The sequence below is a fragment of the Bradyrhizobium erythrophlei genome (assembly GCF_900129505.1).
GTDB classification, from domain to species: Bacteria; Pseudomonadota; Alphaproteobacteria; order Rhizobiales; family Xanthobacteraceae; genus Bradyrhizobium; species Bradyrhizobium erythrophlei_D.
Window position 1 is genome coordinate 4,668,507 of sequence record NZ_LT670818.1, and the last position, 26,595, is coordinate 4,695,101.

Annotated in this window: 21 protein-coding genes; 9 read left to right on the forward strand and 12 right to left on the reverse strand. The window is 63.8% G+C overall.

All coding sequences use genetic code 11. The features are described 5' to 3' along the window. The first annotated feature begins 67 nt into the window (after positions 1-67). From B5525_RS21620 to B5525_RS21645, 6 genes are all read left to right on the forward strand, one after another. Positions 68-3,163: a MexW/MexI family multidrug efflux RND transporter permease subunit gene (locus B5525_RS21620; protein ID WP_079567813.1), complete on the forward strand. Its 3,096-nt coding sequence runs from the start codon at positions 68-70 to the stop codon at positions 3,161-3,163. Positions 3,164-3,326: 163 nt separating this feature from the next. Continuing rightward, positions 3,327-6,440: a GAF domain-containing protein gene (locus B5525_RS21625; RefSeq protein ID WP_079567814.1), complete on the forward strand. Its 3,114-nt coding sequence runs from the start codon at positions 3,327-3,329 to the stop codon at positions 6,438-6,440. After that, the gene (locus B5525_RS21630) at positions 6,437-6,826 is read left to right on the forward strand and encodes a response regulator (protein WP_079567815.1); all 390 of its coding nucleotides are present in this window, start codon (positions 6,437-6,439) and stop codon (positions 6,824-6,826) included. Before B5525_RS21625 ends, B5525_RS21630 begins: the two co-directional genes overlap by 4 nt. Then, positions 6,823-8,073, forward strand: coding sequence for an adenylate/guanylate cyclase domain-containing protein (locus B5525_RS21635; protein WP_079567816.1), 1,251 nt, complete (start codon positions 6,823-6,825; stop codon positions 8,071-8,073). Before B5525_RS21630 ends, B5525_RS21635 begins: the two co-directional genes overlap by 4 nt. 13 nt (positions 8,074-8,086) lie before the next feature. Further along, positions 8,087-8,839: a 2-amino-5-chloromuconate deaminase CnbZ gene (gene cnbZ / locus B5525_RS21640; protein ID WP_079567817.1), complete on the forward strand. Its 753-nt coding sequence runs from the start codon at positions 8,087-8,089 to the stop codon at positions 8,837-8,839. A 96-nt stretch (positions 8,840-8,935) separates the two neighbouring features. Then, a protein-coding gene (locus B5525_RS21645; RefSeq protein ID WP_154073353.1) for an IS630 family transposase occupies positions 8,936-10,005 on the forward strand; the annotation gives its coding sequence in 2 pieces (ribosomal slippage) (positions 8,936-9,422 and positions 9,422-10,005; 1,071 coding nt in all). A 115-nt stretch (positions 10,006-10,120) separates the two neighbouring features. Here the strand turns inward: B5525_RS21645 and B5525_RS21650 are convergent. The 12 genes from B5525_RS21650 to B5525_RS21705 all read right to left on the reverse strand — a co-directional run bounded on the left by B5525_RS21650 (position 10,121) and on the right by B5525_RS21705 (position 23,949). After that, positions 10,121-11,008: an ABC transporter permease gene (locus B5525_RS21650; RefSeq protein WP_079567818.1), complete on the reverse strand. Its 888-nt coding sequence runs from the start codon at positions 11,006-11,008 to the stop codon at positions 10,121-10,123. Positions 11,009-11,013: 5 nt separating this feature from the next. After that, a complete protein-coding gene (locus B5525_RS21655; RefSeq protein ID WP_079567819.1) occupies positions 11,014-11,955 on the reverse strand; it encodes an ABC transporter permease in 942 nt (313 codons plus the stop codon). 37 nt (positions 11,956-11,992) lie between these two features. Further along, positions 11,993-13,504 carry an ABC transporter substrate-binding protein gene (locus B5525_RS21660; RefSeq protein WP_079567820.1) on the reverse strand — a complete coding sequence of 504 codons (1,512 nt, stop codon included), beginning with the start codon at positions 13,502-13,504 and terminating at the stop codon, positions 11,993-11,995. A gap of 14 nt (positions 13,505-13,518) precedes the next feature. Further along, on the reverse strand, positions 13,519-14,637 hold the full coding sequence (locus B5525_RS21665) for an ABC transporter ATP-binding protein (RefSeq protein WP_079567821.1): 1,119 nt from the start codon (positions 14,635-14,637) through the stop codon (positions 13,519-13,521). Then, positions 14,634-15,623: an ABC transporter ATP-binding protein gene (locus B5525_RS21670; RefSeq protein ID WP_079567822.1), complete on the reverse strand. Its 990-nt coding sequence runs from the start codon at positions 15,621-15,623 to the stop codon at positions 14,634-14,636. The genes B5525_RS21665 and B5525_RS21670 overlap by 4 nt, the downstream gene beginning before the upstream one ends. After that, positions 15,620-16,330, reverse strand: a complete 711-nt coding sequence (locus B5525_RS21675; RefSeq protein WP_079567823.1) for a DUF1028 domain-containing protein — start codon at positions 16,328-16,330, stop codon at positions 15,620-15,622. Before B5525_RS21675 ends, B5525_RS21670 begins: the two co-directional genes overlap by 4 nt. A 26-nt stretch (positions 16,331-16,356) precedes the next feature. Continuing rightward, positions 16,357-18,159, reverse strand: coding sequence for a gamma-glutamyltransferase family protein (locus tag B5525_RS21680; RefSeq protein ID WP_079567824.1), 1,803 nt, complete (start codon positions 18,157-18,159; stop codon positions 16,357-16,359). A gap of 103 nt (positions 18,160-18,262) precedes the next feature. Then, positions 18,263-19,258 (reverse strand): ABC transporter ATP-binding protein, encoded by a 996-nt coding sequence (locus B5525_RS21685; RefSeq protein ID WP_079567825.1) that lies wholly within the window; start codon positions 19,256-19,258, stop codon positions 18,263-18,265. Beyond that, complete coding sequence (locus B5525_RS21690; RefSeq protein WP_079567826.1) at positions 19,255-20,241, reverse strand: ABC transporter ATP-binding protein; 987 nt, start codon at positions 20,239-20,241, stop codon at positions 19,255-19,257. The genes B5525_RS21685 and B5525_RS21690 overlap by 4 nt, the downstream gene beginning before the upstream one ends. A gap of 31 nt (positions 20,242-20,272) precedes the next feature. Further along, complete coding sequence (locus B5525_RS21695) at positions 20,273-21,247, reverse strand: ABC transporter permease (protein WP_079567827.1); 975 nt, start codon at positions 21,245-21,247, stop codon at positions 20,273-20,275. Between the two features lie 14 nt (positions 21,248-21,261). Continuing rightward, on the reverse strand, positions 21,262-22,242 hold the full coding sequence (locus B5525_RS21700; RefSeq protein WP_079567828.1) for an ABC transporter permease: 981 nt from the start codon (positions 22,240-22,242) through the stop codon (positions 21,262-21,264). A 105-nt stretch (positions 22,243-22,347) separates the two neighbouring features. Then, a complete protein-coding gene (locus B5525_RS21705) occupies positions 22,348-23,949 on the reverse strand; it encodes an ABC transporter substrate-binding protein (RefSeq protein ID WP_079567829.1) in 1,602 nt (533 codons plus the stop codon). Between the two features lie 197 nt (positions 23,950-24,146). On the opposite strand from B5525_RS21705, the gene B5525_RS21710 reads away from it, so the two are divergent. From B5525_RS21710 to B5525_RS21720, 3 genes are all read left to right on the forward strand, one after another. After that, complete coding sequence (locus B5525_RS21710) at positions 24,147-25,400, forward strand: NAD(P)/FAD-dependent oxidoreductase (RefSeq protein WP_079567830.1); 1,254 nt, start codon at positions 24,147-24,149, stop codon at positions 25,398-25,400. A 115-nt stretch (positions 25,401-25,515) separates the two neighbouring features. Beyond that, positions 25,516-25,770 (forward strand): DUF6489 family protein, encoded by a 255-nt coding sequence (locus tag B5525_RS21715; RefSeq protein WP_079567831.1) that lies wholly within the window; start codon positions 25,516-25,518, stop codon positions 25,768-25,770. Positions 25,771-25,772: 2 nt separating this feature from the next. Next, a complete protein-coding gene (locus B5525_RS21720) occupies positions 25,773-26,570 on the forward strand; it encodes an alpha/beta hydrolase family protein (RefSeq protein WP_079567832.1) in 798 nt (265 codons plus the stop codon). Positions 26,571-26,595 lie beyond the last annotated feature (25 nt).

Below are 26,595 nucleotides of genomic sequence, written 5' to 3' on the forward strand. Positions count from 1 at the left end.
TGTTCAAACAAACAGAAGAGATCAGGGCCCAATTCAATCGGACCGTGATCTAACGGAGCGCATCGCGATGGTCTGGACCGATATTTTCATCAAGCGACCCGTGCTGTCGGTGGTCGTGAGCCTGCTGATTCTGCTGATCGGCCTCCGGGCCGCCACGACCTTGCCGATCCGGCAGTATCCGAAACTGTCGAACACGGTGGTCAACATCACCACCGTGTATCCCGGCGCGTCGCCCGACCTGATCCAGGGCTTCATTACCACGCCGATCGAGCAGGCGGTGGCGTCCGCCGAAGGCGTCGACTACATGACGTCGTCCTCGGTGCTCGGCACCTCGACGATCCAGGTCTACATCAAGCTGAATTTCGACCCGAACCAGGCGCTGACCGAAGTCCTCGCCAAGGTGAATTCGGTCAAATACCTGATTCCGAAGGAATCGAACGACCCGATCGTGACCAAGACGACCGGCCAGACCACCGCGGTGATGTATCTCGGCTTCTCCAGCGAAGTGCTGTCGGGTTCGGCGATTTCGGATTACCTGACGCGGGTGGTGCAGCCGGTGCTTTCCACCGTCGACGGCGTCGCCTCCGCCGATATTCTGGGCGGCCAGACCTTTGCGATGCGGCTGTGGCTCGATCCCGTGCGCATGGCCGGCCGCAGCGTGTCACCTTCGGATGTTTCCGCGGCGATCGCCGCCAACAATTTCCAGGCCGCCGCGGGCCAGTCCAAGGGCTTCTTCATCGTCTCCAACGTCTCCGCCAATACCGACCTGAAGAATCTCGAACAATTCAAGCGCATGATCGTCAAATCCAAGGATGGCGGGTTCGTGCGCATGGAGGATATCGCGACCGTCGAACTGGCGGCGCAGAGCACCGATGCCAGCGTCGCCTTCAACGGCGAGCATGCGATCTTCATCGGCGTGCAGGCGACGCCGCAAGGCAACCCGCTGACGCTGGTCAAAGGCGTCCGTGCGCTGTTTCCGGAACTTGAGCGCAACCTGCCGCCGTCGATGAAGATGAAGGTGGCCTACGATTCCACCAAATTCATTCAATCCTCGATCGACGAGGTCGAGAAAACACTCGGCGAAGCGGTCATCATCGTGGTGGTGGTGATCTTCCTGTTCCTGGCTTCGTTCCGTTCGGTGATCATCCCGGTGGTGACCATTCCGCTGTCGCTGATCGGCGTCTGCAGCCTGATGCTGATCGCGGGATTCAGTTTCAACCTGTTGACGCTGTTGGCGATGGTGCTGGCGATCGGGCTCGTGGTCGACGACGCCATCGTGGTGGTGGAGAACATCCACCGCCATCTGGAGGAGGGCAAGCCGCCGGTGCAGGCCGCGATGCAGGGCGCGCGCGAAATCGTCGGCCCCGTCGTCTCCATGACCATTACGCTCGCCGCGGTGTATGCGCCGATCGGTTTCCTCGGCGGCCTGACCGGTTCGCTGTTCCGCGAATTCGCCTTCACGCTGGCCGGCTCGGTGATCGTTTCAGGCGTGATCGCGCTGACGCTATCGCCGATGATGTGCTCGGTTTTCCTCAAGAGCGCCGAAGAGGGCCGGTTTGCGAAACTCGTGAACCGGGTATTCGGATCGATGACCCGCTGGTACGGCAGGCAGCTCGATCGTTCGCTCGACTATCGTCCGATCACAGGGTTGTTCGCGCTGACCATCCTCGGGCTGGTCGGATTCCTCTATCTGCACACGTCGAAGGAGCTGGCGCCGGAAGAAGACCAGGGCATCGTGTTCGCCGTGACCAAGGCGCCTAAATACGCCAACATCGATTACGTGGATTTCTACGGCGAGAAGCTCGACAAGGAGTTTTCGAAATTCCCCGAGACCGATCTGCGCTTCGTGCTGAACGGCATCAACGGTCCACAGGGCGGCATCGCCGGCATGCTGCTGAAGCCATGGGACGAGCGCAAGCGCTCGTCGATCGCGCTCAAGCCGCTGGTGCAGGCGCAGCTTTCCAAGATCGAGGGCGTCAACGCCTTCGCATTCAATCTGCCGCCGCTGCCCGGCGGTCCCGGCGGCCTGCCGGTGCAGATGGTGATCAACTCCACGGAAGGATTCCAGGCGGTCTATGACCAGATGGTCAAGGTGAAGGACGCTGCGCGCAAGAGCGGCCTGTTCATCGTCTCCGACAGCGATCTCGACTTCAACCAGCCGGTGGTGCGGGTCAAGGTCGACCGCTCGAAGGCGAGCGACCTCGGCATCACCATGGCCAACATCGGCAGCACGCTGGCGACGCTGCTCGGCGGCAACTATGTCAACCGCTTCAATCTCGAGGGCCGCTCGTACCAGGTGATTCCACAGGTGCCGCGCAGCCAGCGGCTGTCGCCCGAAGCGCTCGGCCAATATTACGTGCCGACCAGCACCGGACAGCAGGTGCCGCTCTCGACCGTGGTCTCGATCGAGACGGCGACCGATCCGAACGCGCTGACCCACTACAACCAGCTGAACTCCGCCACTTTCCAGGCAGTGCCGATGCCCGGGGTGACGGTCGGCCAGGCGGTCGACTTCCTCGAGGGCGAGGCCAAGAAGCTGCCGGCCGGCTTCAGCCACGATTATCTCGCCGACTCCCGGCAATATGTCCAGGAAGGCAACCAGCTCGCGGTCACCTTCGGCTTCGCGCTGATCATCATCTTCCTGGTGCTGGCGGCGCAGTTCGAAAGCCTGCGGGATCCGCTGGTGATCATGATCAGCGTTCCAATGGCGATATCGGGCGCCCTGATTCCGCTGTTCTTCGGCGTCGCCACCATGAACATCTACACGCAGGTCGGACTGCTGACGCTGGTCGGGCTGATCAGCAAGCACGGCATCCTGATGGTCGAGTTCGCCAACGAGCTGCAACTCAGGGAAGGGCTCGACCGCCGCTCCGCGATCGAGATGGCGGCCCGGGTCCGGCTGCGCCCGATCCTGATGACGACGGCAGCGATGGTCACGGGCCTGTTGCCGCTGCTCACCGCCACTGGCGCAGGCGCGGCGAGTCGGTTCTCGATCGGCCTTGTCGTGGTCGCCGGCATGTCGATCGGCACCCTGTTCACGCTGTTCGTGCTGCCTGCGGTCTATGTAGCGATCGCCACCGACCACCGCGCGTCGGCCGAGTCCGAACGGGCCAAGGAGATCGCGGATTTCGATGTCGCTACGAAGGCGCTAAAGCCGACGTAAGCCGAGGTTTCGATCAAGGCGGCGGCAACCGGCTACGGTTGGTTGCCGCCGTTCCCGTTACGTTGCTCCCAGCCCCCCCTTCTTTGGAGGGGTTCGGTCGGCCTAGGTCCCTGCTGCAGTGCGGCAAGAGACAAGCGTGCCCCTTCTTGCTACCTTGGGCGCAATGAGCATTTCCCTGCATCCCGACACGTCAGGCCAGACGCTGGCGGCTCCGCCCGTGGCGGGAGCGACGCCGGCGGCGGCACCGTCCGGGACCCGGATCCGCAGCAGGCTGTTCACCAAATATGTCGCGCTGTTTGTCGCCGTGGTCGCCGTCGCGCTGCTGTCCAACGGGATTTTCGAGGTTTTCTTCTATTACCGCGAGCACAAGGCGGCCCTGATCCGGATTCAGCACGAGCAGGCGGAAGCCGCGGCGGCGAAGATCGGCCAGTTCATCAAGGAAATCGAGAGCCAGCTCGGCTGGACCACCCAATTGCCGTGGTCGGCGGCCTCGATCGAACAGCGCCGGTTCGACGCCTTGCGGCTGTTGAAGCAGGTGCCGGCCATCACCGAACTGGCGCAGGTCGATTCTTCCGGCAAGGAGCGGCTGCGGGTGTCCCGGCTCGCCATGGATGTCGTCGATTCCGGCCTCGACCTCTCCAAGGATCCGAAATTCACCGAGGCCGTCGCCCACAAGGTCTATTACGGGCCGGTCTATTTCCGCCGGGAGTCCGAGCCCTATATGACGATTTCGCTGGCCGGCACCCGCAAGGATGCCGGCATCAGCATCGCCGAGGTCAATCTCAAGCTGATCTGGGACGTGGTCTCGCAGATCAAGGTCGGCGAGCACGGCCACGCCTATGTCGTCGGCGCGCAGGGCCGCCTGATCGCGCATCCCGACATCAGCCTCGTGCTGCGCAATACCGACATGTCGAAACTGGCGCAGGTGCAGGCGGCGCAGGGCGGAAGCGCCGGCGCCGACCTCGAATCCTTGCAAGGCACCAAGAACATCCAGGGCCAGGAGGTGCTGACGGCGTCCGCCCCGATCTCGCCGCTCGGCTGGACCATGTTCGTGGAGCTGCCGGTGGAGGAGGCCTACGCCTCGCTGTATCTCGCCCTTCAGCGCCTCGCCATCGTGCTGGCGGCGGCGTCGATCTTCGCGGTGCTCGCCGGGATATTCCTGGCGCGGCGCATGGTCGGCCCAATCCAGGCCCTGCGCGCTGGCGCCGAGCGCATCGGCAGCGGCGATTTCGCCCAGCGCATTTCGATTCCGACCGGCGACGAACTGGAAGGACTAGCGAATCAATTTAACGACATGGGCGCGCGGCTGCAGGAATCCTATGCCGACCTGGAGAAAAAGGTCGAAGTGCGAACGGCCGAATTGAGTGAATCACTGGAGCAGCAGACCGCGACGTCCGAAGTGTTGCAGGTCATTAGCAACTCGCCGTCCACCATCCAGCCAGTGCTGGACGCAGTCGTTATGAGCGCCGGTCGCCTCTGCGAAGCGCAGGCCGCCACGATTTATCTCCGAGACGGTGACGTCGTCGTGACATCAGCACAGTCCGGGCCTCTTGAGAGCACTCCCATCGGTCATCGAACATCGCTCAACCTCGACTGGGTCACGGGCCGGGCGATCCTTGAAGCGCGGACGATCCATGTCCCAGACCTGCCTAGCAGCGACGATTTTCAAGATGGTAGGGAGATGGCTCTTCGCTACGGCCATCGAGCGACCCTGGCCGTGCCCATGGTCCGTGAAGGAGTCGCTGTTGGCGCCATCCTGGTTCGTCGTCGGGAAGCCCGCCCGTTCACCAACAAGCAAGTCGATTTGGTCACGAACTTCGCCGACCAGGCGGTCATAGCCATCGAGAACGCCCGCCTGCTCAATGAACTGCGCGAACGCACCGACGACCTGACCGAATCGCTTCAGCAGCAGACCGCCACCGCCGACGTTTTGAAGGTGATCAGCCGTTCTGCGTTCGACCTGAAATCGGTGCTGACGACGTTGACGGAATCAGCCAAGGCGCTGTGCGGCGCCTCGCTTGGCATCATTACCCTGCGCGACGGCGATGTGATGCGGCTGCAGGCCGAGTCTGGCTGCCCGCAGGCGTTCGTCGATTTCATGAATGCCAATCCGATCAAGCCGGGGCGGGATACCCTGACCGGCCGGGTCTTCCTTGACGGCAAGCCTGCCCACGTTCCGGACGTGCAGAACGACCCGGACTACAATTTCGGTCAGGCGCCGGTGCTTGGCGAATACAGGGCGGTGCTTGCCGTGCCGCTGATGCGCGACGGCGCGGTCGAAGGCGTGCTGCTGCTCGGACGGTCGGTGGCCGGGCCGTTCAGCCAGCGCCAGATCGACCTGGTTCAGACCTTTGCCGACCAGGCCGTCATCGCCATCGAGAACGTACGGTTGTTCGAACAGGTGCAGGAGCGCACCAAGGAGCTTTCCCTATCCCTCGAGGACCTGCGCACCGCGCAGGACCGCCTGGTGCAGACCGAAAAGCTCGCCTCGCTCGGCCAGCTCACCGCCGGCATCGCCCATGAAATCAAGAACCCGCTCAATTTCGTCAACAATTTCTCGGCGGTGTCGGGTGAACTGATCGACGAACTGAACGACGTCTTGAAGACGGCCGCGCTTGACGACAAGACGCGCGAGGAGATCGACGAACTCACCCATATGCTGAAGGGCAATCTTGAAAAGGTGGTGGTGCACGGCAAGCGCGCCGATTCCATCGTCAAGAACATGCTGTTGCATTCGCGCGAGGGCTCCGGCGAACACCGGCCGGCCGATATCAACGCGATCGTCGAGGAAAGCCTCAATCTCGCCTATCACGGCGCGCGCGCCGAAAAATCCGGATTCAACATCACGCTCAAGCGCGACCTCGATCCCGCCGCCGGCATGATCGACCTCTATCCGCAGGAAATCACCCGGGTGTTCCTCAATCTGATCTCGAACGGCTTCTATGCCGCCACCAAGCGCAAAGAGGCTGGCGAAGCGGGCTTTGAGCCGACGCTGAGCGCGACAACAAAAGACCTCGGCAACAAGGTCGAGATCCGGATCCGCGACAACGGCACCGGTATCCCGCGCGAAGTCAAAGAGAAGATGTTCAATCCATTTTTTACTACCAAGCCCGCCGGCGAGGGCACCGGACTTGGCCTGTCCATGAGCCACGATATCGTGGTGAAACAACATGGTGGCAAGATCGACGTTGATACCGAGCCTGGCGCATTCACCGAATTCATTATTACGCTGCCGCGGACGGCGGCGGCACAAGCACCTTCCGGAGGCACAAATTGAGCGTTTACATCCTCGTCGTCGATGACGAGCCCGACGTCGAAGCTTTGTTTCGCCAGCAATTCCGGCGCGACCTGAAATCCGGACGCTTCACGATGGAGTTTGCGCCGTCGGCGCCCGAGGCACTGCTGCGCGCCGCCGAGGTCAGGGATCCATCGCTAATCCTGATTCTGTCCGACATCAACATGCCCGGCATGAGCGGACTTGAAATGCTGCCAAAAGTGCGCGCGGAGCGGCCCGATGTCCCCGTCATCATGATCACGGCCTATGGCGATGCGGAAACCCGCCGCAGGGCGATCGAGCGCGGTGCGGTCGGCCTTCTGACCAAGCCGATCGATTTCGCGCTGCTGCGCCACGAGATCGATACCAGGCTCGGACAGGCCGCATGACCGCCACCATCCTGTTCGTCGACGACGAGCCCGATCTCAAGGCTCTGGTTGTGCAGAAATTCCGCCGGCAGATTCGCGACGGCGCGGTTGTCTTCATGTTCGCCCATGACGGCATCGAGGCGCTGGAGTCGATCGAACAGCATCCGCATGTCGACATGGTGGTGTCCGACATCAATATGCCGCGGATGGACGGGCTGTCGCTGTTGCAGAAGCTGCAGGAGGCCGAGGACAAGAAATCGACCATCATTGTTTCGGCTTATGGTGACATGAGCAACATCCGCACCGCGATGAACCGCGGCGCGTTCGATTTCCTCACCAAGCCGATCGATTTCTCCGATCTCGAAATGACCATCGACAAGACCATCCGTCATGTCGAGATGATGCGCGAGGCGCGCCGCCGCCAGCTCGAGGCGGAGCGGGCGCATGCCTCGCTGTCGCGGTATTTTTCGCCGCAGATCGCCTTGAGGCTTGCCGCCGTCGGCGAGAGCAACGGCATGGAAGTGCACTGGCGCGAGGTCGCGACCATCTTCACCGACATCACCAGCTTTACGTCGCTGGTGGAAACCGCGCCGCCCGAAGTACTGGGCGCGCTGCTCAACGAATATGTGGGCGGCATGACCGACGTGGTGTTTGCCCATGAGGGCACCGTCGCCAAGATTATCGGCGATGCGATCCAGATCCTGTTCAACGCGCCGGGCGAGCAGCCGGATTACGCCGCGCGCGCGGTCGCCTGCGCGCACGATCTCGATGTCTGGGCGCAGGCGTTTCGCGAACGCTGGAAGGAAAAGGGTGTGAATTTCGGCGCCACCCGCATCGGCGTGCATGCCGGTCCGGCGCTGGTCGGGAATTTCGGCGGCAGCCGTTTCTTCGACTACACCGCCTATGGCGATACTATCAACACCGCAGCAAGGCTGGAGGCCGCCAACAAGTTCCTGGGCACCCGCATCTGTGTCAGCGCCGCGGTCGCCGATGCCGCCGGGTATTTCAGGGGCAGGCCGGTCGGCGATCTCGTGTTGCGCGGGCGCAGCGAACCGCTCCGCGCCTACGAGCCGCTGCCGGAAGCCGCGTTCGAGAGGCCGGCCACAAGGCAATATGCGGACGCCTTTGCGAAACTCGAGGCGGGCGATGCGGCGGCGATGCCGGCCTTCGCTGCCTTGGTCGGGCTGCATGCCGACGACGCGCTGGCCGGTTTTCACCTCAAGCGGTTGCTCAATGGCGGCAAGGGCGTCCGCATGCAACTGGAATAGGGATCATCAGCGAATGCCAGAGACGACGCGCGATTTTTCGGCCGGCAATTATCGGTTCATCCCGGCGGTGTTTCAGTATTCGAGCGGCGCGGCGGCCGCATCGGGCTATGAGATCGAGCGGGTGCGCTTCGACAAGATGCCGTCACTGGCAGATGGATTCGCGCAGATCGCAAACTACATCCAGGCGGCGGGGCGGCCACTGACGTCGTTCTGTGCCTGCGAGCTGCGTTCGCCCGCGGCGTTCACCGAGGACGGCTTTCGCCGGTTCAACGAGCATTACGTCAAGACCCTCGCGGAATGGAAGATATTCGACGGGACCACCAATCCGGTGGCGCGCAGCAATGTGTGCCCGGAGATCGATCCGCCGTCCGAGCCGTCGTTTTATGCGTTCTCCTTCACCCGGCCGACGCAAGGCACGGCGCCAAGCTTTGTGATCGCGGGCGGCGCCGAGGCGCGCGGCGGCGCGGGAAGCTATTCCGAGCGCATCGTGCGTTACCGAGACGTCGGCGCGGAGGGGCTGAAGGAAAAGGTCCGCTTCACGGTGGGCGAGATGGAAAGCCGTCTCGGCGCGTTCGGATTTACCTGGAAGGACACCACGGCGGCGCAGGCCTATACCGTCCATGATTTTCATCCGGTCATTGCCGACGAGCTGGTGCGCCGCGGCGCGACGCGTTCGGGCCTGACCTGGCATTTTGCGCGGCCTCCGGTGATCGATCTCGAATACGAGATGGATTGCCGGCGGGTGATGCGGGAGATTTTGATTTAGCCTAATACCAGCCTTCGGAAGGTCTGACTCTTTTTTGAAAAGCTGGCGCCGGCGTGATTCATTTATGACCGACTGGATTGATTCGGGAGGTCGGCGATGGGCGCGGCGGTCGGTCTACGGGAGGATTTCGAGGCGGATGAGCTGCGTCGGCTCGCGGCGAAGGTGAAGGATGCCGCGCAGGCGCGACGGCTGCTGGCGCTGGCGGCGATTTGCGACGGGATGAACCGCACCGAGGCGGCCCGGATCGGCGGCATGGACCGGCAGACGCTGCGGGACTGGGCGCACCGCTTCAACCAGTACGGGCCTGACGGTCTGATCGACATCAAGCCGACCGGGCGGCCGTCGAAGCTCTCCGACGAGCAGAAAGATGCATTGAAGCAGCTCGTCGAGACCGGCCCCGACCCGGAGAAGGATGGGGTCGTACGCTGGCGCTGCGTCGACCTGAAGCGTGTTCTCGGACAGCGTTTCGGTGTCGATCTGTCGGAGGTGAGCCTGGGGCGCGCGCTCAAGAAGCTCGGCTTCTCGCACATCAGCGCCTGGCCGCGCCATCCCGTGCAGGATCCGGAGACGATCGCGGCATTTAAAAAAACTTTCCTACGCAGGTCGCGGCGATCGTGACCAAACTCGCCCCGGAAACGCCGATTGAGGTCTGGTTCCAGGACGAGATGCGGGTCGGCCAGAAGAACAGCCTCGTCTACCAATGGGCCAAGAAGGGATCACGGCCGCGGCAGCCCAAGGATCAGCGCTACGAGAACGCCTATGTGTTCGGCGCCGTCTGTGCGAGCCGCGACACCGGCGTCGCCCTCATCATGCCGCAAGCCGACACCGAGGCCATGCAGGCGCATCTCGACGCCATCGGCAAGGCCGTCGCGCCCGGCGCGCATGCGCTGCTGATCCTCGACAAGGCCGGATGGCACACGACGCGCAAACTAAAGCCACCTGCCAATGTCACCCTCGTGCCGCTGCCACCCGCCTGTCCGGAGCTCAACGCAGCCGAGAACATCTGGCAGTATCTGCGACAGACCTATCTCGCCAACCGCGTGTTCGCGTCCTACACCGATATCCTCGACGCCTGCCAAGACGCCTGGCGAAAACTTCTCGCCGAAACCGGGCGCATCACCTCGATCGCGGCCCGCGACTGGGCCATCATCGGTCAGCCCTTCTGAAGGCTGGTATAAGCCGTCATTGCGAGCGAAGCGAAGCAATCCATAGGACAATAGGCAAGAAAGCTGGATTGCTTCGCTGCGCTCGCAATGACGAACTCAGGCGGACGAACAAAATTCACCGCTCCCTCGGATCGAGCGCGTCGCGCAGGCCGTCGCCGACCAGGTTGAACGACAGCACCACCAGGAAGATAGCCAGTCCCGGCCACAGCGCCATCCAGGGCGCGTTGGTGAGAAACCGCTGCGCCGCGTTGAGCATGCTGCCCCAGGACGGCAGCGGCGGCTGCTGACCCAGGCCCAGGAACGACAGCGCGGCCTCGGCGATGATGGCGGCGGCGATCGACAGCGTCGCCTGCACCAGCAGCGCCGGCATGATGTTCGGCAGGATATGAAACAGCGCGATGCGCCAGCGCGGATTGCCCATGGCGCGCGCCGCCTCGACATAATCCTCGACCTTGACGCTCATCACCTGGCCGCGGGTCAATCGCACAAAAATTGGCGTCGTCGAGATGCCGATTGCGATCATGGCGTTGCCCAAGCTTGGGCCGAGGAATGCCGCCAGCGCGATGGCAAGAATCAGGAACGGGCAGGCCAGCATGGCATCGGTGATCCGGCTGATCAGCGCATCGACAAAACCGCCGCGATAGCCCGACAACAGCCCGAAGGGGACGCCGATGCCAAGCGCGATCCCGACCGAGATCGCGCCGGCCGTCAGCGAGGCGCGCGCGCCATAGATCACGCGGCCAAAGATGTCACGGCCCAGATCGTCGGTGCCGAACCAGTGCAGGGCCGACGGCGGCTTGCGCACCGCCGTCCAGCTGGTCGCGATCGGGTCATAGGGCGAAATCAGCGGCGCGAAAATCGCGAGCACGATAAAGGTCGCGATCACGACGAGCCCGGCCACCGCGCCCCTGCGCGCAAACAGACGGCGCAATGCGCGCCGCGCCGGGCTCTCCAGCTCATCGGGGGCGATAACGGGGATCGCGGCGAGCGCGGCGTCGGTCATGCGCGTCACGCCCTCAGCCGCGGATTGACGAGGATATAGGCGATATCGGCGATCAGGTTCAGCGTGATGTAGATGGTCGCCGTCACCAGCACGACGCCTTGCACGACCGCGTAATCGCGGTTGAACACGGCATCCACGATCAATTTTCCGAAGCCCGGAATCGAGAAGATCTGTTCGGTCAGCACCGCGCCCGACAACAGCGTGCCGAGTTCGAGCGCGCCGAGCGTGATGATCGGCGTCAGCGCGTTGCGCATGGCGTGCTTGAGGATCACCGAGCGCTCGGAAAGGCCCTTGGCGCGGGCGGTGCGGACATAGTCGCTTTCCAGGACCTGCAGCATGGCGCTCCTGGTGTGCCGCATCAGGATCGCCGCGATCGCGTTGCCAAGCACGAAGGCGGGCATGATGGTGGCGGCCAGGCTGGCGCGCCAGTTTTCGCTGAGCGGCACGTAGCCCGAGGCGGGCAGCCAGCCGAGTTCGATCGAGAACAGGAAGATCAGCATGATGCCGAGCCAGAAATTCGGCGTCGAAATGCCCCACAGCGCGAACAAATTGGCGCCGTAGTCCCAGGCGGTGCCCTTCTTTACCGCGGAGACGATGCCGGCGGGAATGCCGATCAAAAACGCGATCACGATCGCCATTGCGGCCAACTGCATCGTCACCGGCAGCTTCTGCGCGATCAGCTCGCGCACCGGCATCTTGTTGCGCAGCGACTCGCCGAGATCGCCTGACAGCACGCCCTTGATCCAGTAGGCGTACTGGATGGGAATCGGCTGATCGAGCCGGTACTGCTGGCGGATCTGGGCGATCACGGCGGGATCGCGTTCCTCGCCGGCCATCACCAGCGCGGGATCGCCGGGCAACAGATGCTGCAGCGAGAAAATCATGATCGAGACGAACAGCAGCGTCGGCACCAGTTGCACGAGACGGCGGGCGAGAAAGTTCAGCATCGGCTGTTCCGTCTGCCGCGCCTGGCGATGACAACCCTCACTTCAGCTTCAGCCCGACGACGCGCACCAGGCCGTCCGGCATCTGGCGGTAGCCTTCGAGCTTGTTGGTATGGGCGATCAGTAGCTTGCGGTGATAGATGTAGATGATCGGTTCATCGTTGAGCACGATCCCGGTCAGCTTCTGGTAGATCGCCTTGCGCTGCGCGGGATCGTTGATCATTCGCGCTTCTTCCATCGCCTTGTCGGCCGCCGGGTTGGCGTAGCCGCCGTCGTTCTGGGCCGCCTTGCTGTGCAGGAAGACGTAGGCATTGCCGTCGGGATCGATCCGGCCGCTCCAGTTGATCTGGAAGACCTGGAACTCGCCGGCCTGGGCCTGCTTGAACGAGGTTGCGAATTCGATGACGCGGATCTTGAGGTCAAAGCCAGCTTCGGCCGCCATCGATTGAATGACCTGGGCGACGGCTTCGTTTTCCGCCCCCTTGGGCACCATGTAGTCGACGCTGACGGGCAGGGAGACGCCGGCTTCCTTCAACAACGCCTTGGCCTTCGCGATATCGCGCGGCCGGATCGGAAACGCCTTCTGGTAATAAGGGTGCGACGGGCTGACCCACTGGTTGCCCGGCGTGAACTCGCCGTTGAACACGACTTGGTTGACGGCCTCGCGGTCGATCGACAGATCGAGCGCTTGGCGCACTTTCTCGGATTGACTGAGCGCACCTTTGGTCTTGTCGTTGGCAATGTTGATGGTGAGCCCGAGATAGCCGAGTTCGGGCGCCGTCGACAGCGTCAGCCTGGAATCCGCCTGCACCGTCTTGATATCGGTCGCCAGCACCCGCTCGATCAGGTCGAGCCCGCCGGATTTCAGATTGGCAAGCCGCACCGTGGCATCGACGATCGGCAGGAATACGATGCGGTCGATGAAGACGTTGTCCTTGTTCCAGTAGTCGGCGAATTTCTCGAACACGATGCGGTCCTGCTGCACGCGTTCGACGAATTTGTAGGGGCCGGCGCATACCGGATGCAGCCCGAACTTGTCGCCTTCCTCCCTGGCGGCTTTCGGGGAGACCATCATGCCGGCGCGATCGGTGAGCTGCGCGATCAGAGGCGAGTACGGGGCCTTCAGGATGAGCTTGATGGTGAGGGGATCGACCACCTCGACGTGATCGACGCTGGCCAGCTCCGGCTTGCGGAAGGAGGTCGGCAGATTGGTGTGACGCTCGATCGAGAACTTCGCGGCTTCGGCGTCGAGAGGTTCGCCGTCGTGGAACTTGACGCCGGGCCGCAGCCTGATCGTCATTTCCTTGCCGTCGGCCGAGGTCTCATACGACAGCGCGAGCTGCGGAACGATGTTGAGTTTCTCGTCGATGTCGAACAGCTTGTCGCAGAATGCCGAGAAGACGATGCGGCCGACATAGGTACGTCCGATCGATGGATCGAGAATATCCGGGTCCTCCGCTATCCCGATGCGCAACGTGGTCTGGGCGTGAGCGCCCGTGGCAATCGAAAGCAGCAGGGCTGCCGCCGTCAACGCGAACCGAAAAGCGCCCATCGAACCAGTCTCCTCTAAATGCCGGACGGCAACCTTGCATCAAATATACCAACCCCGGGAACTGCTGATCCTTCCCCGAGGCGGCTGAACGCGGCTACCAGCTTCTCCAGCGCCGGCGAAAGCTGGCCGTCCTCGGGGACGACAGCGTCAGCCGGCGGCAGCTCGGCCGTACGGTGACAGGCGGTGGCGTGGTGGCCGGTGGTCGCATCGTCGCGCAATTCCGGCGCATCGGTGCGGCAGCGCTCGACGAGGTAAGGGCAGCGGGTATGAAAGCGGCAGCCCGCGGGCGGATTGAGCGCGCTTGGCATATCGCCCTGCAACAGAATGCGGCTTCGCCTTGCCTGCGGTTTGGGCACGGGAATCGCCGATAACAGCGCCCGGGTATAGGGATGGCGGGGCATGGCGAACAGGTCTTGCGTATCGGCGGTCTCCACGATGGTGCCAAGGTTCATCACCGCGATGCGGTCGGCGATGTGTTTGACCACCGCGAGGTCGTGCGAAACGAAGATGTAGGCAAGCCCGAGCCGGTCCTGCAGGTCGCGCAGCAGGTTCAGGATCTGCGAGCGGATCGAGACATCCAGTGCAGACACCGGCTCATCGCAGATGATGAGTTTCGGTTCCACCGCGAGCGCGCGGGCAATGGCGATGCGCTGGCGCTGGCCGCCGGAGAATTCGTGGGGGTAGCGGCGTGCGGAGCGCGGCTCGAGTCCGACCAGGCGCAACAATTCCTCGACGCGCTCGCGGCGGCCGGAGACCGGCACGAGGTCGTGCAGCGCCAGCGGTTCGGTCAGGATCTGGTTGACCGTCATGCGCGGGTTGAGCGAGGCGTAGGGATCCTGGAAGATGATCTGGGCGTCGCGGCGGAACGCGCGCAACTGGTTGGCGTCGAGCGCCAGCAGGTCGCGGCCCTCGAAGCGGATCCGCCCCGAATCCGGTTCGATCAGCCGCAGCACCAGCCGGCTCACGGTGGATTTGCCGCAGCCGGATTCGCCGACCAGCGCCAGCGTCTTGCCGGCCTCGACGCTGAAGCTGACGCCGTCCACCGCCTTGACGAACGCGGTCGGCCGTCCGAACACCGAGCGCTCGGCGACGAAATGCTTGACGAGATTGTCGACCTCGAGCAGGGCGCTCATGACACCAGCCTCTCCAGCGGCGCCTTGATGCAGCGCGACCAGTGAGCGGGCCCCACCGCCACGAAAGGCGGCGGCGCGGCGACACAGGGCTCGCCGGCAAACGGACAGCGCGCGGCGAAGCGGCAGCCGGACGGCGGGTTCGCCATATTGGGAACCATGCCTTCGATGGTCGCAAGATGCGAGGCACGGCGGTCGAGCCGGGGGATCGAGCCGAGCAGACCGACGGTGTAGGGATGCTGAGGGGCGGCGAACAATTCGTCGACCGGGGCGCGTTCGACGATCTCGCCGGCATACATCACCGCGACCTCGTCGCAGACCTCGGCGACCACGCCGAGATCATGGGTGATCATGATGATCGCCGCCCCGCTCGCCGCCTTCAGCTCGCGCATCAGATCGAGGATTTGGGCCTGCAGGGTGACATCGAGCGCGGTGGTCGGCTCGTCCGCGATCAAGAGCCGTGGATCGCAGGCCAGCGCCATCGCGATCATGACGCGCTGGCGCATGCCGCCCGACAGCTTGTGCGGATATTCGTCGACGCGTTTTTCAGGCGAGGGGATGTGGACGCGGCGCAACAGCTCGATCGCGCGTTCGCGCGCGGCGCGCCGCGCGCCGCCGCGATGGCGCAGGATGGTCTCGATGATCTGCTCGCCGATGGTGAAACTCGGGTTGAGCGAGGTCATCGGCTCCTGGAAGATCATCGCCAGCCGGTTGCCGCGCAGGTCGCGCAAGGTCTGATCGGGCACCTCGAGCAGGTCAAAACCGTCGAAACGGATCGAGCCGGTGACTTCCGCCGAATGTTTCGACAGCAAGCCCATGATGGCCAGCGAAGTCACGCTCTTGCCGCAGCCGGATTCGCCGACCAGCCCGAGTGTCGCCCCCTTGGCGACGCTGAGGTCGACGCTGTCGACCGCATGGGTAATGCGGCCGTTATCGCCGTGGAACAGCACCCGCAAATCCCTGATGTCGATCAGCGGGATTTCCGTCATTTCCGGCCCGCGACGGCGGCTTCGATTGACGCGTCGATGCTCTTGCGGTCGATGATTCCGGCCGGGTTCTTGCGCGTGGGCAGCACTTTTCGGAAATGCGCCCAATGCTCGCGGCTGACCGCCTCGATACGTTCCAGCTCTACAAGCGGATCGGCATGGTCGTCGACGCGCAGGTCGAGCTCGGACCATTCCTGGTCGCCGTAGATCAAAAGCGCCGCGGATTGCTTGCCGCGCTTGTCGCCGCCGGCGGATTCGCCCGCGCGCATCGCCGCGATCAGGCGCTGCGGGAACGGCAGCAATTCGTTCGCCAGATAGGCCTTCGCGGTGTCATCCAACACCTGCGCGCCCGCGAGCATGTTGCCGGCGATGGAAAATCCGTTGCCCTCGATATGCCCGCACCAGTCGATGCATTCGCGTCCCGTATGCGAAGCGATGCGGCCGGCGGCGTCCATGACGTGAAGCTGCCGCGTCTCGCGCCCGGCATCCGCCGCAACCAGGCCGTCGACGATATCGCGCGGCGCACCGCCTTCGCGCAAGCGCTTCAAGCCGTCGATGCCGTAATAGGGATTGACCAGCGCCTGCGTCGCGATCGCGCCGAGACGAGCCGCGATGAACGGCACGCGGGCGCCGACGGCGAAGAATTTTGTCGCTACCGCGATGCCGAACTGGCCGGTCGAGGTGTCGCGGGCGATGATCGACCAGGTCATCTTCTACCTTAAACCCATCTCTGCTCTTACCGTCCGGCCGCGTAGCCCTGCATGCCCCGCGGATTGGCGGCGGCGCGGCGGCGGCGGCCGATTTTCGAGGCGGCGGTGAGGCGGCCTTCGGACCAGTCGGGGCCGGTCTCCACGATATGGCCGCGGCTCCTGAGGTTATCGACGCTCGCCTTCGGCACGCGGTTCTCGACCACCAGCACGCCGGGGCGCGCGGTGCGCGGCCAGAACGAGATCGGGAAATGCTCGGAATGCCACGCCGGTGCGTCGATCGCCTCCTGCAGATTCATTTTGGCATGAACGTGCCGCAGGAAGAATTGCGTGATCCATTGGTCCTGCTGATCGCCGCCGGGCGAACCCCACGACAGGTACGGCTCGCCGTCGCGCAGCGCCATGGTCGGGCTCAGTGTGGTGCGCGGTCGCTTGCCGGGCGCCAGGGCCGCGGGATGATTTTCCTCGAGCCAGAACATCTGCGCGCGGCTGCCGAGGCAGAAGCCGAGTTTCGGAATTACCGGCGACGATTGCAGCCAGCCGCCGGACGGCGTCGCCGAGATCATGTTGCCGGCCTGGTCGATGATGTCGAAATGGACAGTGTCGCCGCGCACCTCGCCGAAACGGCCGACGGTGGGCTCGCCCGCACCCATGGCGCCGACCGCCTCGCGATGTCCCTCCGCCCGGCGCAGCTTTACGACCGAGCCGAAACCCTCGACCGAGCCGGGGACGAAATCGAGTGAGGCCTTTTCGGAAATCAGCTTGCGGCGTTCGTCGTTGTAGGCATCGGACAACAGCGTGGCGATCGGGATCTCGGTAAAATTCGGATCGCCATAGAACTTCTCGCGGTCGGCATAGGCGAGCTTGGCGCATTCGACCTGCAGATGGATGAACTCGGGCCCTGCGGGATCGAGTCCGTCGAGTTCGAACCCCTTCAGCAGCGCGAGCTGCTGCAGCATCACCGGGCCCTGGCTCCAGACGCCGGCCTTGCAGACGGTGTAGCGGCCATAGTCGTAAGTCAGCGGTGCTTCGACCGAGGGCTGCCAGCGCGCCATGTCGTCGGCGGAGAGCACGCCGCGATGCGGTGAGCCGGTAACGTCCATGACTTCCTGGGTGCGGCAGAATTCGCCGATCGCTTCGGCGACGAAACCATGCGACCAGGCCTTGCGCGCGCGCTCGATCTGGGCGAGGCGGTCGCTACCGGCGCTTTCGGCCTCCTGCAGGATGCGGGCATAGGTTTCCGAAAGCGTCTTGTTGGTGAAGAGCGTGCCGGGTTTGGGAACCTCGTTGTTGGGCAGATAGACCGCGGCAGAGGTGGTCCAGTGTTTCCGGAACAATTGCTCGACCGTCTGGATGGTCGCCGCGGCGCGCTCGACCAGCGGATAGCCGTCGCGGGCATAGGCGATGGCTGGCTCCAGCACGTCGCGCAACCGCAAGGTGCCGTAGTCGCGCAGCAACAGCATCCATGATTCGAAGGTACCGGGAACGCAGGCCGCGAGCAGCCCGGTGCCGGGCACCATCTCCAGTCCCTCGCTGCGGTAATGCGCGATCGTCGCTCGCTGAGGCGCCGGGCCCTGGCCGCAGATCACTTCGGTCCGGCCACGTCTCACGTCGTGCACGATGATTGGCACGTCGCCGCCGGGACCGTTTAGATGCGGCTCGACCACCTGCAGCGTAAAGGCGGCAGCGACACCGGCGTCGAAGGCATTGCCGCCCTTCTCCAGGGTGGCCATCCCGACCGCGGTGGCGATCCAGTGGGTCGAGGTGACGACGCCAAAAGTTCCTTCGATTTCCGGCCGGGTCGTGAACGGATCGGGATTGATTTTGCTCATGATAATCCAGGGTTGCGCTGGTGCCGTGGGGCGCGGGCACTTGACCACAGCCGAGGCGGCCTGCCAACCACTGCCACCCGCGGCGGCGCTCCCGTCCCCGTGATCATGCGGGGACTGCGGCGGCGGGAGTGTTGACGGCGTGGCAGGCGACGCCGTCGATCAGTTCGGGGGCTTGCTTGCGGCAGAGGTCGAACGCCAGCGGGCAGCGCGGGTTGAACGCGCAGCCGGGCGGCGGGTTGATCGGGTTGGGGATTTCGCCCTTGACTGGAATCCGCTGGCGGCCGGACATCGCCAGATCCGGCACCGCGCCCAGCAGCATCCTGGTATAGGGCATTCGCGGATTGTTAAAGAGTTCGCGGCCCTCCGCGATCTCGACAATGCGGCCGAGATACATCACGCCGATGCGGCTCGCCATGTGGCGGACCACGGCGAGGTTGTGGCTGATGAAGAGGTAGGTGAGGCCGAACTTGTCCTGCAGGTCGCGCATCAAATTGAGGATCTGCGCCTGCACGGAAACGTCGAGCGCGGACGTCGGCTCGTCGCAGACGATGAACTCAGCTTCGGAGGCGAGCGCCCGCGCAATCGCGATGCGCTGGCGCTGGCCGCCGGAAAATTCGTGCGGATATTTCCAGCCGTCGTCGGCGTGCAGACCGACTAGAGCCAGGAGCTCGCCGACCCGCGCCTGGATGTCGCGCTCGCCCTGGATCAGATCGAAGGCGCGGATCGGCTCGGCAACGATGGCATCGACCCGAAGCCGCGGGTTGAGGCTCGCATAGGGATCCTGGAAGATCATCTGGATGCGGCGCCGCAGCAGCCTGCGGGCCTGCACTTGCCTGGGGTTGGCCATCGAGACGCCGTCGATGACCACTTCGCCCGAACTGGGCGGCAGCAACCCCACCACCATGCGGGCAACGGTGGTCTTGCCCGAACCGGATTCGCCGACGAGCGCAAAGGTCTCGCCCATGGCGATGTCGAAGGTCACGCCGTCGACCGCTTTTAGAAACTCCAGATGGCCGCCTTCGAGCACGCGATTGAGCCACGGCTTCGAGACGTCGAACACGCGGCGCAGATTCTTCACCTCGACGAAGGGCGTCGTCATGCCGCGGTCTCCTTGGCGGCGGCGTCGAACAGATGGCAGGCAACGGCTTGCCGGCCGCGCCTGATCGGCTCCGGCCGCTCGATCCGGCAGCGGTCGAAGGCGAAGGCGCAGCGCGGGTTGAAGGCGCAGCCCGGCGGGATCGCGGAAAGCCGCGGCATCGAGCCGGGGATCTGGACCAGCCGCGCGGCGTCGCCCGCGAGCGTCGGGATCGCGCCCATCAGGCCCTTGGCGTAGGGATGCAGCGGGTTCTGCACGACCTCCCGCACCGGGCCGATCTCGGCGATCCGGCCGGAATACATCACCGCTACGCGGTCGCAGGTTTCGGCGATCACGCCCATGTCGTGGGTCACCAGCATCACCGCAGTGCCGTGATCGCGCCCGAGGCGTTTTATCAGGGAGATGATCTGGGCCTGCACCGAGACGTCGAGCGCGGTGGTGGGTTCGTCGGCGATGATCAATTCGGGCTCGGCGCAGATCGCGAGCGCGATCACGACGCGCTGGCGCATGCCGCCGGAGAATTCGTGCGGATAGGCGTCGATGCGCTTTTCCGGCGCGGGAATGCCGACCTCGGCCAACAGGTCGATGGCGCGCTTGCGCGCGGCCTGCTCCGACAGATTGGTATGGGTCCGGATGGTTTCGATCAGCTGATCGCCGATGCGGTACAGGGGATTGAGGCTGGTGAGCGGATCCTGGAAGATCATGCCGATCCGCTTGCCCCGGATCCGGCGCATTTCCTCGGGCGGCAGGTTGTCGATCCGCAGGCCCGAAAGATGGATCGATCCGCCCGCGATGCGGCCGGGCGGGTCGATCAGGCCGATCACCGCGAGCCCGGTGACGGATTTTCCGGCGCCGGATTCGCCGACCACACCCAGCACTTCGCCCTTGGCGATGTCGAAGGAAATCCCGTCGATGGCGCGGAGCGTCGATCGGCGGGTGACGAACTCCACTTTGAGGTTGCGTACGGAGAGAACGGGTTCGGTCATGCGATCCGCCGCAGGGTGTTGACGGCGCTTCTCATCGGAGTTTCGGGTTGAGCGCGTCGCGCAACCAGTCGCCGAGCAGGTTGATGGACAGGATCAGTGCCGCCAGCGCAATGCCGGGGAAGGCGACGATCCACCATTCGCCGGAGAACAGATAATTGTTGCCGATCCGGATCAAGGTGCCGAGCGAGGGCATGGTGTCCGGCATGCCGGCGCCCAGAAACGACAGCGTCGCCTCGGTGATCACGGCGAGCGCAAGGTTGATGGTGGCGATCACCAGGATCGGCCCCATGGTGTTGGGCAGCACGTGACGCAACATGATCACCGGCGCGGGAAGGCCGATCAACTGCGCCGCCGCCACATAATCCTTGTTCTTCTCCACCATGACGGAGCCGCGCACGGTGCGCGCATACTGCACCCAGAAACTCAGGCCGATAGCGACCACCAGCACCGCCAGCGTGCTCATCGCGTCCAGACGGTTGCCCAACACCGATTTGGCGACGCCGTTGACCAAGAGCGCGATCAGGATGGCGGGGAAGGAGAGCTGCACGTCGGCAATGCGCATGATCAGGCCGTCGACGGCGCCGCCGAAATAGCCTGCGATCAGGCCCATGACGATGCCGATCGCGCCGGAGAACAGCACGCCGAGAACGCCGACCGCGAGTGAAATCTGCAAGCCGTAGAGGATCGCGGAAAACACGTCGCGGCCCTGCTCGTCGGTGCCGAGCAGGAACGGGCTTTGGCCCTCGGCGGTCCACAACGGCGCGATCCGCGAATTCATCAGTTGAAGCTGCGCCGGGTCGAATGGATTCTGCACGGAAATCAGCGGTGCGAAGATCGCGAGCAGGAAAAACAGGATCGTCACGGCCGCCGCGACCATTGTGATCTTGGAGCGGCGCAACGAATAGAACAGGTCGCTCTCGATGGCGCGGCTGATGAGCCGTCCGGGCGAGAAGCGCATGCGCGGCGCGCCGGAATCGGATTTGTGCGGGACGACGGCGTCGGACATGGCGAAAACTCGGTTCAAGCCGGGCGGCTGAGGGTCGAGCGCAGCCGCGGATCGACGACGGTGTAGAGGATATCGACCACCAGGTTGATGGTCACGAACATCAGCGACACCATCATCAAATAAGCTGCCATGATCGGAATATCGACGGTTTGCACGGCTTGAACGAACAACAGTCCCATTCCCGGCCACTGGAACACAGTTTCGGTAATGATCGCGAATGCAATAACCGAGCCAAATTGCAGGCCGGCCACGGTAATAACCGGCACCAGGGTATTCCTCAGCGCGTGACCGAAGTGGATCGCCCGCGTCGTCAATCCGCGCGCCCGCGCAAAGCGGATGTAGTCGGTGCGCAGCACCTCCAGCATCTCGGCCCGCACCAGCCGCATGATCAACGTCATCTGGAACAGGCCGAGCGTGATCGAAGGCAGGATCAGGGCCTTGAGCCCCGAGAGCGTCAGAAGCCCGGTGGTCCACCATCCGAGCCGCACTACTTCGCCGCGGCCGAACGAGGGCAGCCAGCCCAGCACCACGGCGAACAGATAGATCAGCAGAATGCCGATCAGGAAAGTCGGCAGCGAGATGCCGATCAGCGATATCGCCTGGAACACTTTTGCCAAGAATGAGTCGCGCCGCAGCGCCGAGTAGACGCCCATCAGGATGCCGAACACCATCGCCAGGATGGTGGCGCAGATCGCCAGTTCCAGCGTCGCCGGCATCCGCTCCTTCAGCAGGCTCGCGACCGGCTGACGGAACTGGTAGGACACGCCGAATTTGAATTGCGCCGCGTTCGCCAGATAATGCGCGAACTGCAGCGGCACGGGATCGTCGAGGCCGAGGGATTTATGGATCGCGGCGCGCTCGGCCGCCGAGGTGTCGATGGCGACCATCTGGTTGACCGGATCGCCGGCGAAGCGGAACATCGCAAACGAGATGATGCCGACTGCGATCATGACGCCGATGGCCTGGATCGCCCGGCGCAGCGTGAAAGCGAGCATGTGATCCTTTCACTTCGCGTTAAACGGGGGGCGCGCGACCTCGAAACCCAAAATGAAAGATCCCGGAAAGCGCGAAGCCACCGGGACCCCTGATGATAGGACCGACTACTCTTCCTGTTTGGTCGCCCAGTAAAGCAGGACTTGGTTGTCGGCGCGCTGGGTCAACTTCACCTTGTTCGAGACGCCCCATGCCAGGGCCTGCTGGTGCAGCGGAATATAGCCGTAATCCTTGATGCCGATCTCGAAGGCCTGCTTGATCAGTTGATCGCGTTTGGCCGGATCGGTCTCGACCAGGATCTTGTCGGTCAGCGCATCCAATTCCTTGTTGCAGTAGCCGCCGAGATTGGCTTCGCCGCGCGTGGAGTCCTTGGGATCGTCACGGCAGCCCATGATATCATGCAGCACGTTGTGCGAATCCTGCGAGCCCGGCTGCCAGCCCAGCATGTAGAACGAGGTCTTGTAGCCGCCGGGCTTGAGCACCTTGGCAAAATATTGCGCCTTGGGCTGCGCCAGCAGGTCCACCTTGACGCCGATCCGCGCCAGCATGCCGACCACCGCCTGGCAGATCGCGGCGTCGTTGACATAACGGTCGTTCGGGCAGTCCATCGTCACCTCGAAGCCGTCGGGATAACCGGCTTCCGTCAGGAGCTTCTTGGCGCCATCGGGATCGTATTTCCCCCGCGTGAAGTCCTTCGACAGCGGGAACAGTTCCGGCGCGATCATCAGTGCCGACGGCGTCGAGAGGCCGCGCATGACGCGGGTCTTGATCAGCTCGACATCGATCGCCTTGAAGAAGGCCTCGCGGACGCGGATGTCCTTGAAGGGATTCTTGCCCTTCACATTCGAGTACAGCAATTCGTCCCGCGACTGGTCCATGCCGATAAAGAGGGTGCGCAATTCCGGACCATTCAGAACCTTGGCGATGCCGCTCGCATTCACCCGCGCGATATCCTGGATCGGCACCGGTTCGACGACGTCGACTTCGCCCGAGAGCAGGGCAGCAACACGCGTGGCGTCGGAGGCGATCGGCGTGAAGATGATTTCCTTCAGATTATGTTCCGGCTTGCGCCACCAGTTCGCGTACGGTTTGAACACGGTCTTCACGCCCGGCTGATGGCTCTCGATGATGAAGGGCCCCGTGCCGTTTTCATTGAGCGAGGCGTAGCTCGGCGTGGTTGCGGAGGCCGGCGTCGGCGCCACTGCATTGTGCTCTTCGCACCACTTCTTGTCCATGATCAGCCAGCCGTCCCATTGCGTGATCAGGATGGGATTGGGCGAGGACAGCACGACATCGACGGTGTAGTCGTCGACCTTGACGAACTTGGCATCGGGCGGAATGACGCTGGTGAAGTTGGAGCCCGTGGCCCGCACCCGGCTGGCCGAAAAGATCACGTCGTCGGCGGTGAAGGGGTCGCTGTTGTGGAATGTCACATTGTGGCGCAAATGGAAGCGCCAGCGGGTCGGCTCCGGTGTCTCCCAGCTTTCCGCGAGCGCTGGAATGATCTTCAGATTTCTGTCCCGGCCGACGAGACCCTCATAGATATGCGAGTGATGCGCGGTGGTGGTGGTTTCCCTGAGCGTATAGGGATCGAGCGATTTGAGATCACCCTGGTTGGCGTAACGCAAGGTCTGGGCCGATGCCGGCGATATCGCCAAGGCAACGATCGAAGCGACGGTCGCTGCCAACAAGGTTCGACGTACCGACATTTGTTTATATTCTCCGCTTAGCTACTGCACGTCCCGCGATATCGCCCGGCTGAGGACCGATCCATGTTGCCAGAGTTTAGCCGCCGCGCAAGCGCGATTTCCGCTCAAACCATGCCGGTTTGCGCGGCCTATTCCCGATGGTTAGCCTGAGCCCAAGCCGCAGACCAGCGTTTTGACCCACAACTTTTGGAGTAGTGATGACGGAACTCAAGGCCGATGTTCTCGTACTGGGGGCGGGGATGGTCGGCGTCAGCGCCGCCTTGCATCTGCAGCAGCGGGGGCGGGACGTCGTCCTGGTCGACCGCCATGAACTCGCCGGTGAAGAGACCAGCTTCGGAAACGCCGGGCTGATCGAGAGCGCCTCGGTCTTTCCCTACATGTTTCCCCGGGATTTCCGGCAAATCCTCAAATATGCCATGAACAGCACACCGCAGGTGCGCTACCACGTCGCCGATCTGCCGGGCTTTCTGCCCTGGCTGGTACGCTATTTTCTCGCATCCTCCAAGCCAAGGGCGCTGCACAGCGCGCTTGCTGAGTTGCCCCTGATCCGGCGCAGCCTGATCGAGCATGAGGCGCTGATCGCGGAGGCCGGCGTGCCGGAGCTGTTGCGGCGGACCGGTTGGATCAAGCTGTTTCGTTCCGATGCCACGCTTGCAAGCGCGGTTGCCGAACTCGAGCGCGCCAGGCAATATGGCGTCGCGGGCGAGGTGCTCGATGCCAAAGCGATTGCCACGCGCGAACCCAATCTGACGGGAGATTTTGCCGGCGCGGTGTATTTTCCGGCGCCCGGATTCGTTCCCGATCCCGGCGGATTGGCAAAGGCCTATGCGGCGCTTTTCAAGCGCAAGGGCGGGCGCTTTCATGTCGGCGACGCGCGATCGTTGCAACAGGAGGGCGGCGGATGGCGGATTGCCGGCCCCGACGGTGCCATCGTCGCGCGCGAGGCCGTGGTGGCGTTGGGCCCTTGGTCCGATCTGGTGTTCCGTCCGCTCGGCTATTCGATTCCGCTTTCGGTCAAGCGTGGTTACCATTTGCATCTTGCGCCGCGCGGCAATGCCGTGCTGCACCATCCCGTGCTCGACAGCGATCTCGGCTATCTGCTGGCGCCGATGAACCGCGGTATTCGTCTCACCACCGGCGTCGAGTTCGCGCGCCGCGACGCGCCGCCGAGCCCGATCCAGGTACAGCAGGCGCTGCCGCGGGCGCATCGATTGTTTTCGCTGGGCGGGGCGATCGACGCCAAGCCCTGGATCGGCGCGCGGCCGTGCCTGCCGGACATGCTGCCGGTGATCGGCAAAGCAGGCCGCCATGCCGGGCTGTGGTTCGATTTCGGACACCAGCACCACGGCCTGACGCTGGGGCCCGCGACCGGCCGGCTGCTGGCGGAAATGATGACCGGCGAGACGCCGTTTGCCGATCCCGGCCCCTTCGGCGTCGAGCGTTTCGGTTGACCATAACAGCCGACTGGACGGCCGGGACCATCGCTTTTGGCCTTAAGGTCGCTTGCGTCGCGCGGCCGGTCGTGGCGATACTGCGGAAAAGCCGTCAAAAGCGTCAGGAGCGGACATGAAGATCAACGTTGAAATAGACTGCACGCCGCTCGAAGCCCGCCAGTTCTTCGGGTTACCGGATGTGCAGCCGATGCAGATCGCGGTCATGGACAACCTCCAGAAGCAGATGATGGCCAACATCGAAAAGGTCTCGCCGGAGGCGCTGATGCAGAGCTGGTTCACCTTCGATCCGAAGATCGCCGAGCGCTTTCAGGACATGTTCGTGACCATGGCGGGCCTCGGCGGCGTGCGCGCCACCGACAAGAAATAATGATGCCGATCGAGGGGAGCGATCCGCCGCCTTCGGGCCGGCTGCGTCCGCCGGGTCTCGGCCTGCTGCTCGCCGAAGCGCGAGGAATTTTCGAATTCAACGCCAGCCTGCTGCTTTCGCCGCTGTTGATGCGCGCGCCGCGCGGCGACGGCCACTCCGTGCTGACGTTGCCGGGCTTTCTCGCCAGCGACCTGTCGATGGCGCCGATGCGGCGGTATCTGAAAGAGCTCGGATATGACTCTCACGCGTGGCGGATGGGCCGCAATGTCGGCGGCATTGCGCGCATGCGGGCAGCACTGCGCGACCGGCTTGCCGAGATTTACGCTTCCAGCGGCCGCAAGGTCTCGATCGTCGGCTGGAGCCTGGGCGGCGTCTATGCGCGGGATTTGGCGCTGCAGGCGCCGGAGATGGTGCGCTGTGTCGTCACGCTCGGAAGTCCGTTCGCCAACGACGTGCGCGCGACCAACGCGACGCGGCTTTACGAAGCGCTGTCGGGCGAAGCGGTCGAGGACAATTCCGAACTCCGTCAGGCTATCGCCGGAGACCTGCCGGTTCCGGCGACGTCGATCTATTCGCGCAGCGATGGCATCGTGAACTGGCGAACTTGCCTGTTGCGCCCTTCCGAGACGGCTGAGAACATCGAGGTGCATCTTGCCAGCCACGTCGGGCTCGGTGTGAATCCGGCCGCGCTATGGGCGGTGGCGGATCGCCTGGCGCAGGGCGAAGGCCAATTCAGGCAATTTGACCGTTCCGGCCCGTTTGTCATTGCGTATGCGCCCCCGGAGAATGCACAATCCTGAATGGATGTCCTTAAAAGCGGGACGG

What these genes read in the sequence shown, in the direction of transcription:
- B5525_RS21700 (WP_079567828.1), bottom strand. Translation starts at nt 22,242, where the DNA reads ATGCTCGCTTTCACGCTGCGCCGGGCGATCCAGGCCATCGGCGTCATG.
- B5525_RS21710 (WP_079567830.1), top strand. Translation starts at nt 24,147, where the DNA reads ATGACGGAACTCAAGGCCGATGTTCTCGTACTGGGGGCGGGGATGGTC.
- B5525_RS21625 (WP_079567814.1), top strand. Translation starts at nt 3,327, where the DNA reads ATGAGCATTTCCCTGCATCCCGACACGTCAGGCCAGACGCTGGCGGCT.
- B5525_RS21720 (WP_079567832.1), top strand. Translation starts at nt 25,773, where the DNA reads ATGCCGATCGAGGGGAGCGATCCGCCGCCTTCGGGCCGGCTGCGTCCG.
- B5525_RS21685 (WP_079567825.1), bottom strand. Translation starts at nt 19,258, where the DNA reads ATGACGACGCCCTTCGTCGAGGTGAAGAATCTGCGCCGCGTGTTCGAC.
- B5525_RS21670 (WP_079567822.1), bottom strand. Translation starts at nt 15,623, where the DNA reads ATGACGGAAATCCCGCTGATCGACATCAGGGATTTGCGGGTGCTGTTC.
- B5525_RS21705 (WP_079567829.1), bottom strand. Translation starts at nt 23,949, where the DNA reads ATGTCGGTACGTCGAACCTTGTTGGCAGCGACCGTCGCTTCGATCGTT.
- B5525_RS21665 (WP_079567821.1), bottom strand. Translation starts at nt 14,637, where the DNA reads ATGAGCGCCCTGCTCGAGGTCGACAATCTCGTCAAGCATTTCGTCGCC.
- B5525_RS21680 (WP_079567824.1), bottom strand. Translation starts at nt 18,159, where the DNA reads ATGAGCAAAATCAATCCCGATCCGTTCACGACCCGGCCGGAAATCGAA.
- cnbZ (WP_079567817.1), top strand. Translation starts at nt 8,087, where the DNA reads ATGCCAGAGACGACGCGCGATTTTTCGGCCGGCAATTATCGGTTCATC.
- B5525_RS21675 (WP_079567823.1), bottom strand. Translation starts at nt 16,330, where the DNA reads ATGACCTGGTCGATCATCGCCCGCGACACCTCGACCGGCCAGTTCGGC.
- B5525_RS21690 (WP_079567826.1), bottom strand. Translation starts at nt 20,241, where the DNA reads ATGACCGAACCCGTTCTCTCCGTACGCAACCTCAAAGTGGAGTTCGTC.
- B5525_RS21660 (WP_079567820.1), bottom strand. Translation starts at nt 13,504, where the DNA reads ATGGGCGCTTTTCGGTTCGCGTTGACGGCGGCAGCCCTGCTGCTTTCG.
- B5525_RS21715 (WP_079567831.1), top strand. Translation starts at nt 25,516, where the DNA reads ATGAAGATCAACGTTGAAATAGACTGCACGCCGCTCGAAGCCCGCCAG.
- B5525_RS21695 (WP_079567827.1), bottom strand. Translation starts at nt 21,247, where the DNA reads ATGTCCGACGCCGTCGTCCCGCACAAATCCGATTCCGGCGCGCCGCGC.
- B5525_RS21650 (WP_079567818.1), bottom strand. Translation starts at nt 11,008, where the DNA reads ATGACCGACGCCGCGCTCGCCGCGATCCCCGTTATCGCCCCCGATGAG.
- B5525_RS21620 (WP_079567813.1), top strand. Translation starts at nt 68, where the DNA reads ATGGTCTGGACCGATATTTTCATCAAGCGACCCGTGCTGTCGGTGGTC.
- B5525_RS21635 (WP_079567816.1), top strand. Translation starts at nt 6,823, where the DNA reads ATGACCGCCACCATCCTGTTCGTCGACGACGAGCCCGATCTCAAGGCT.
- B5525_RS21655 (WP_079567819.1), bottom strand. Translation starts at nt 11,955, where the DNA reads ATGCTGAACTTTCTCGCCCGCCGTCTCGTGCAACTGGTGCCGACGCTG.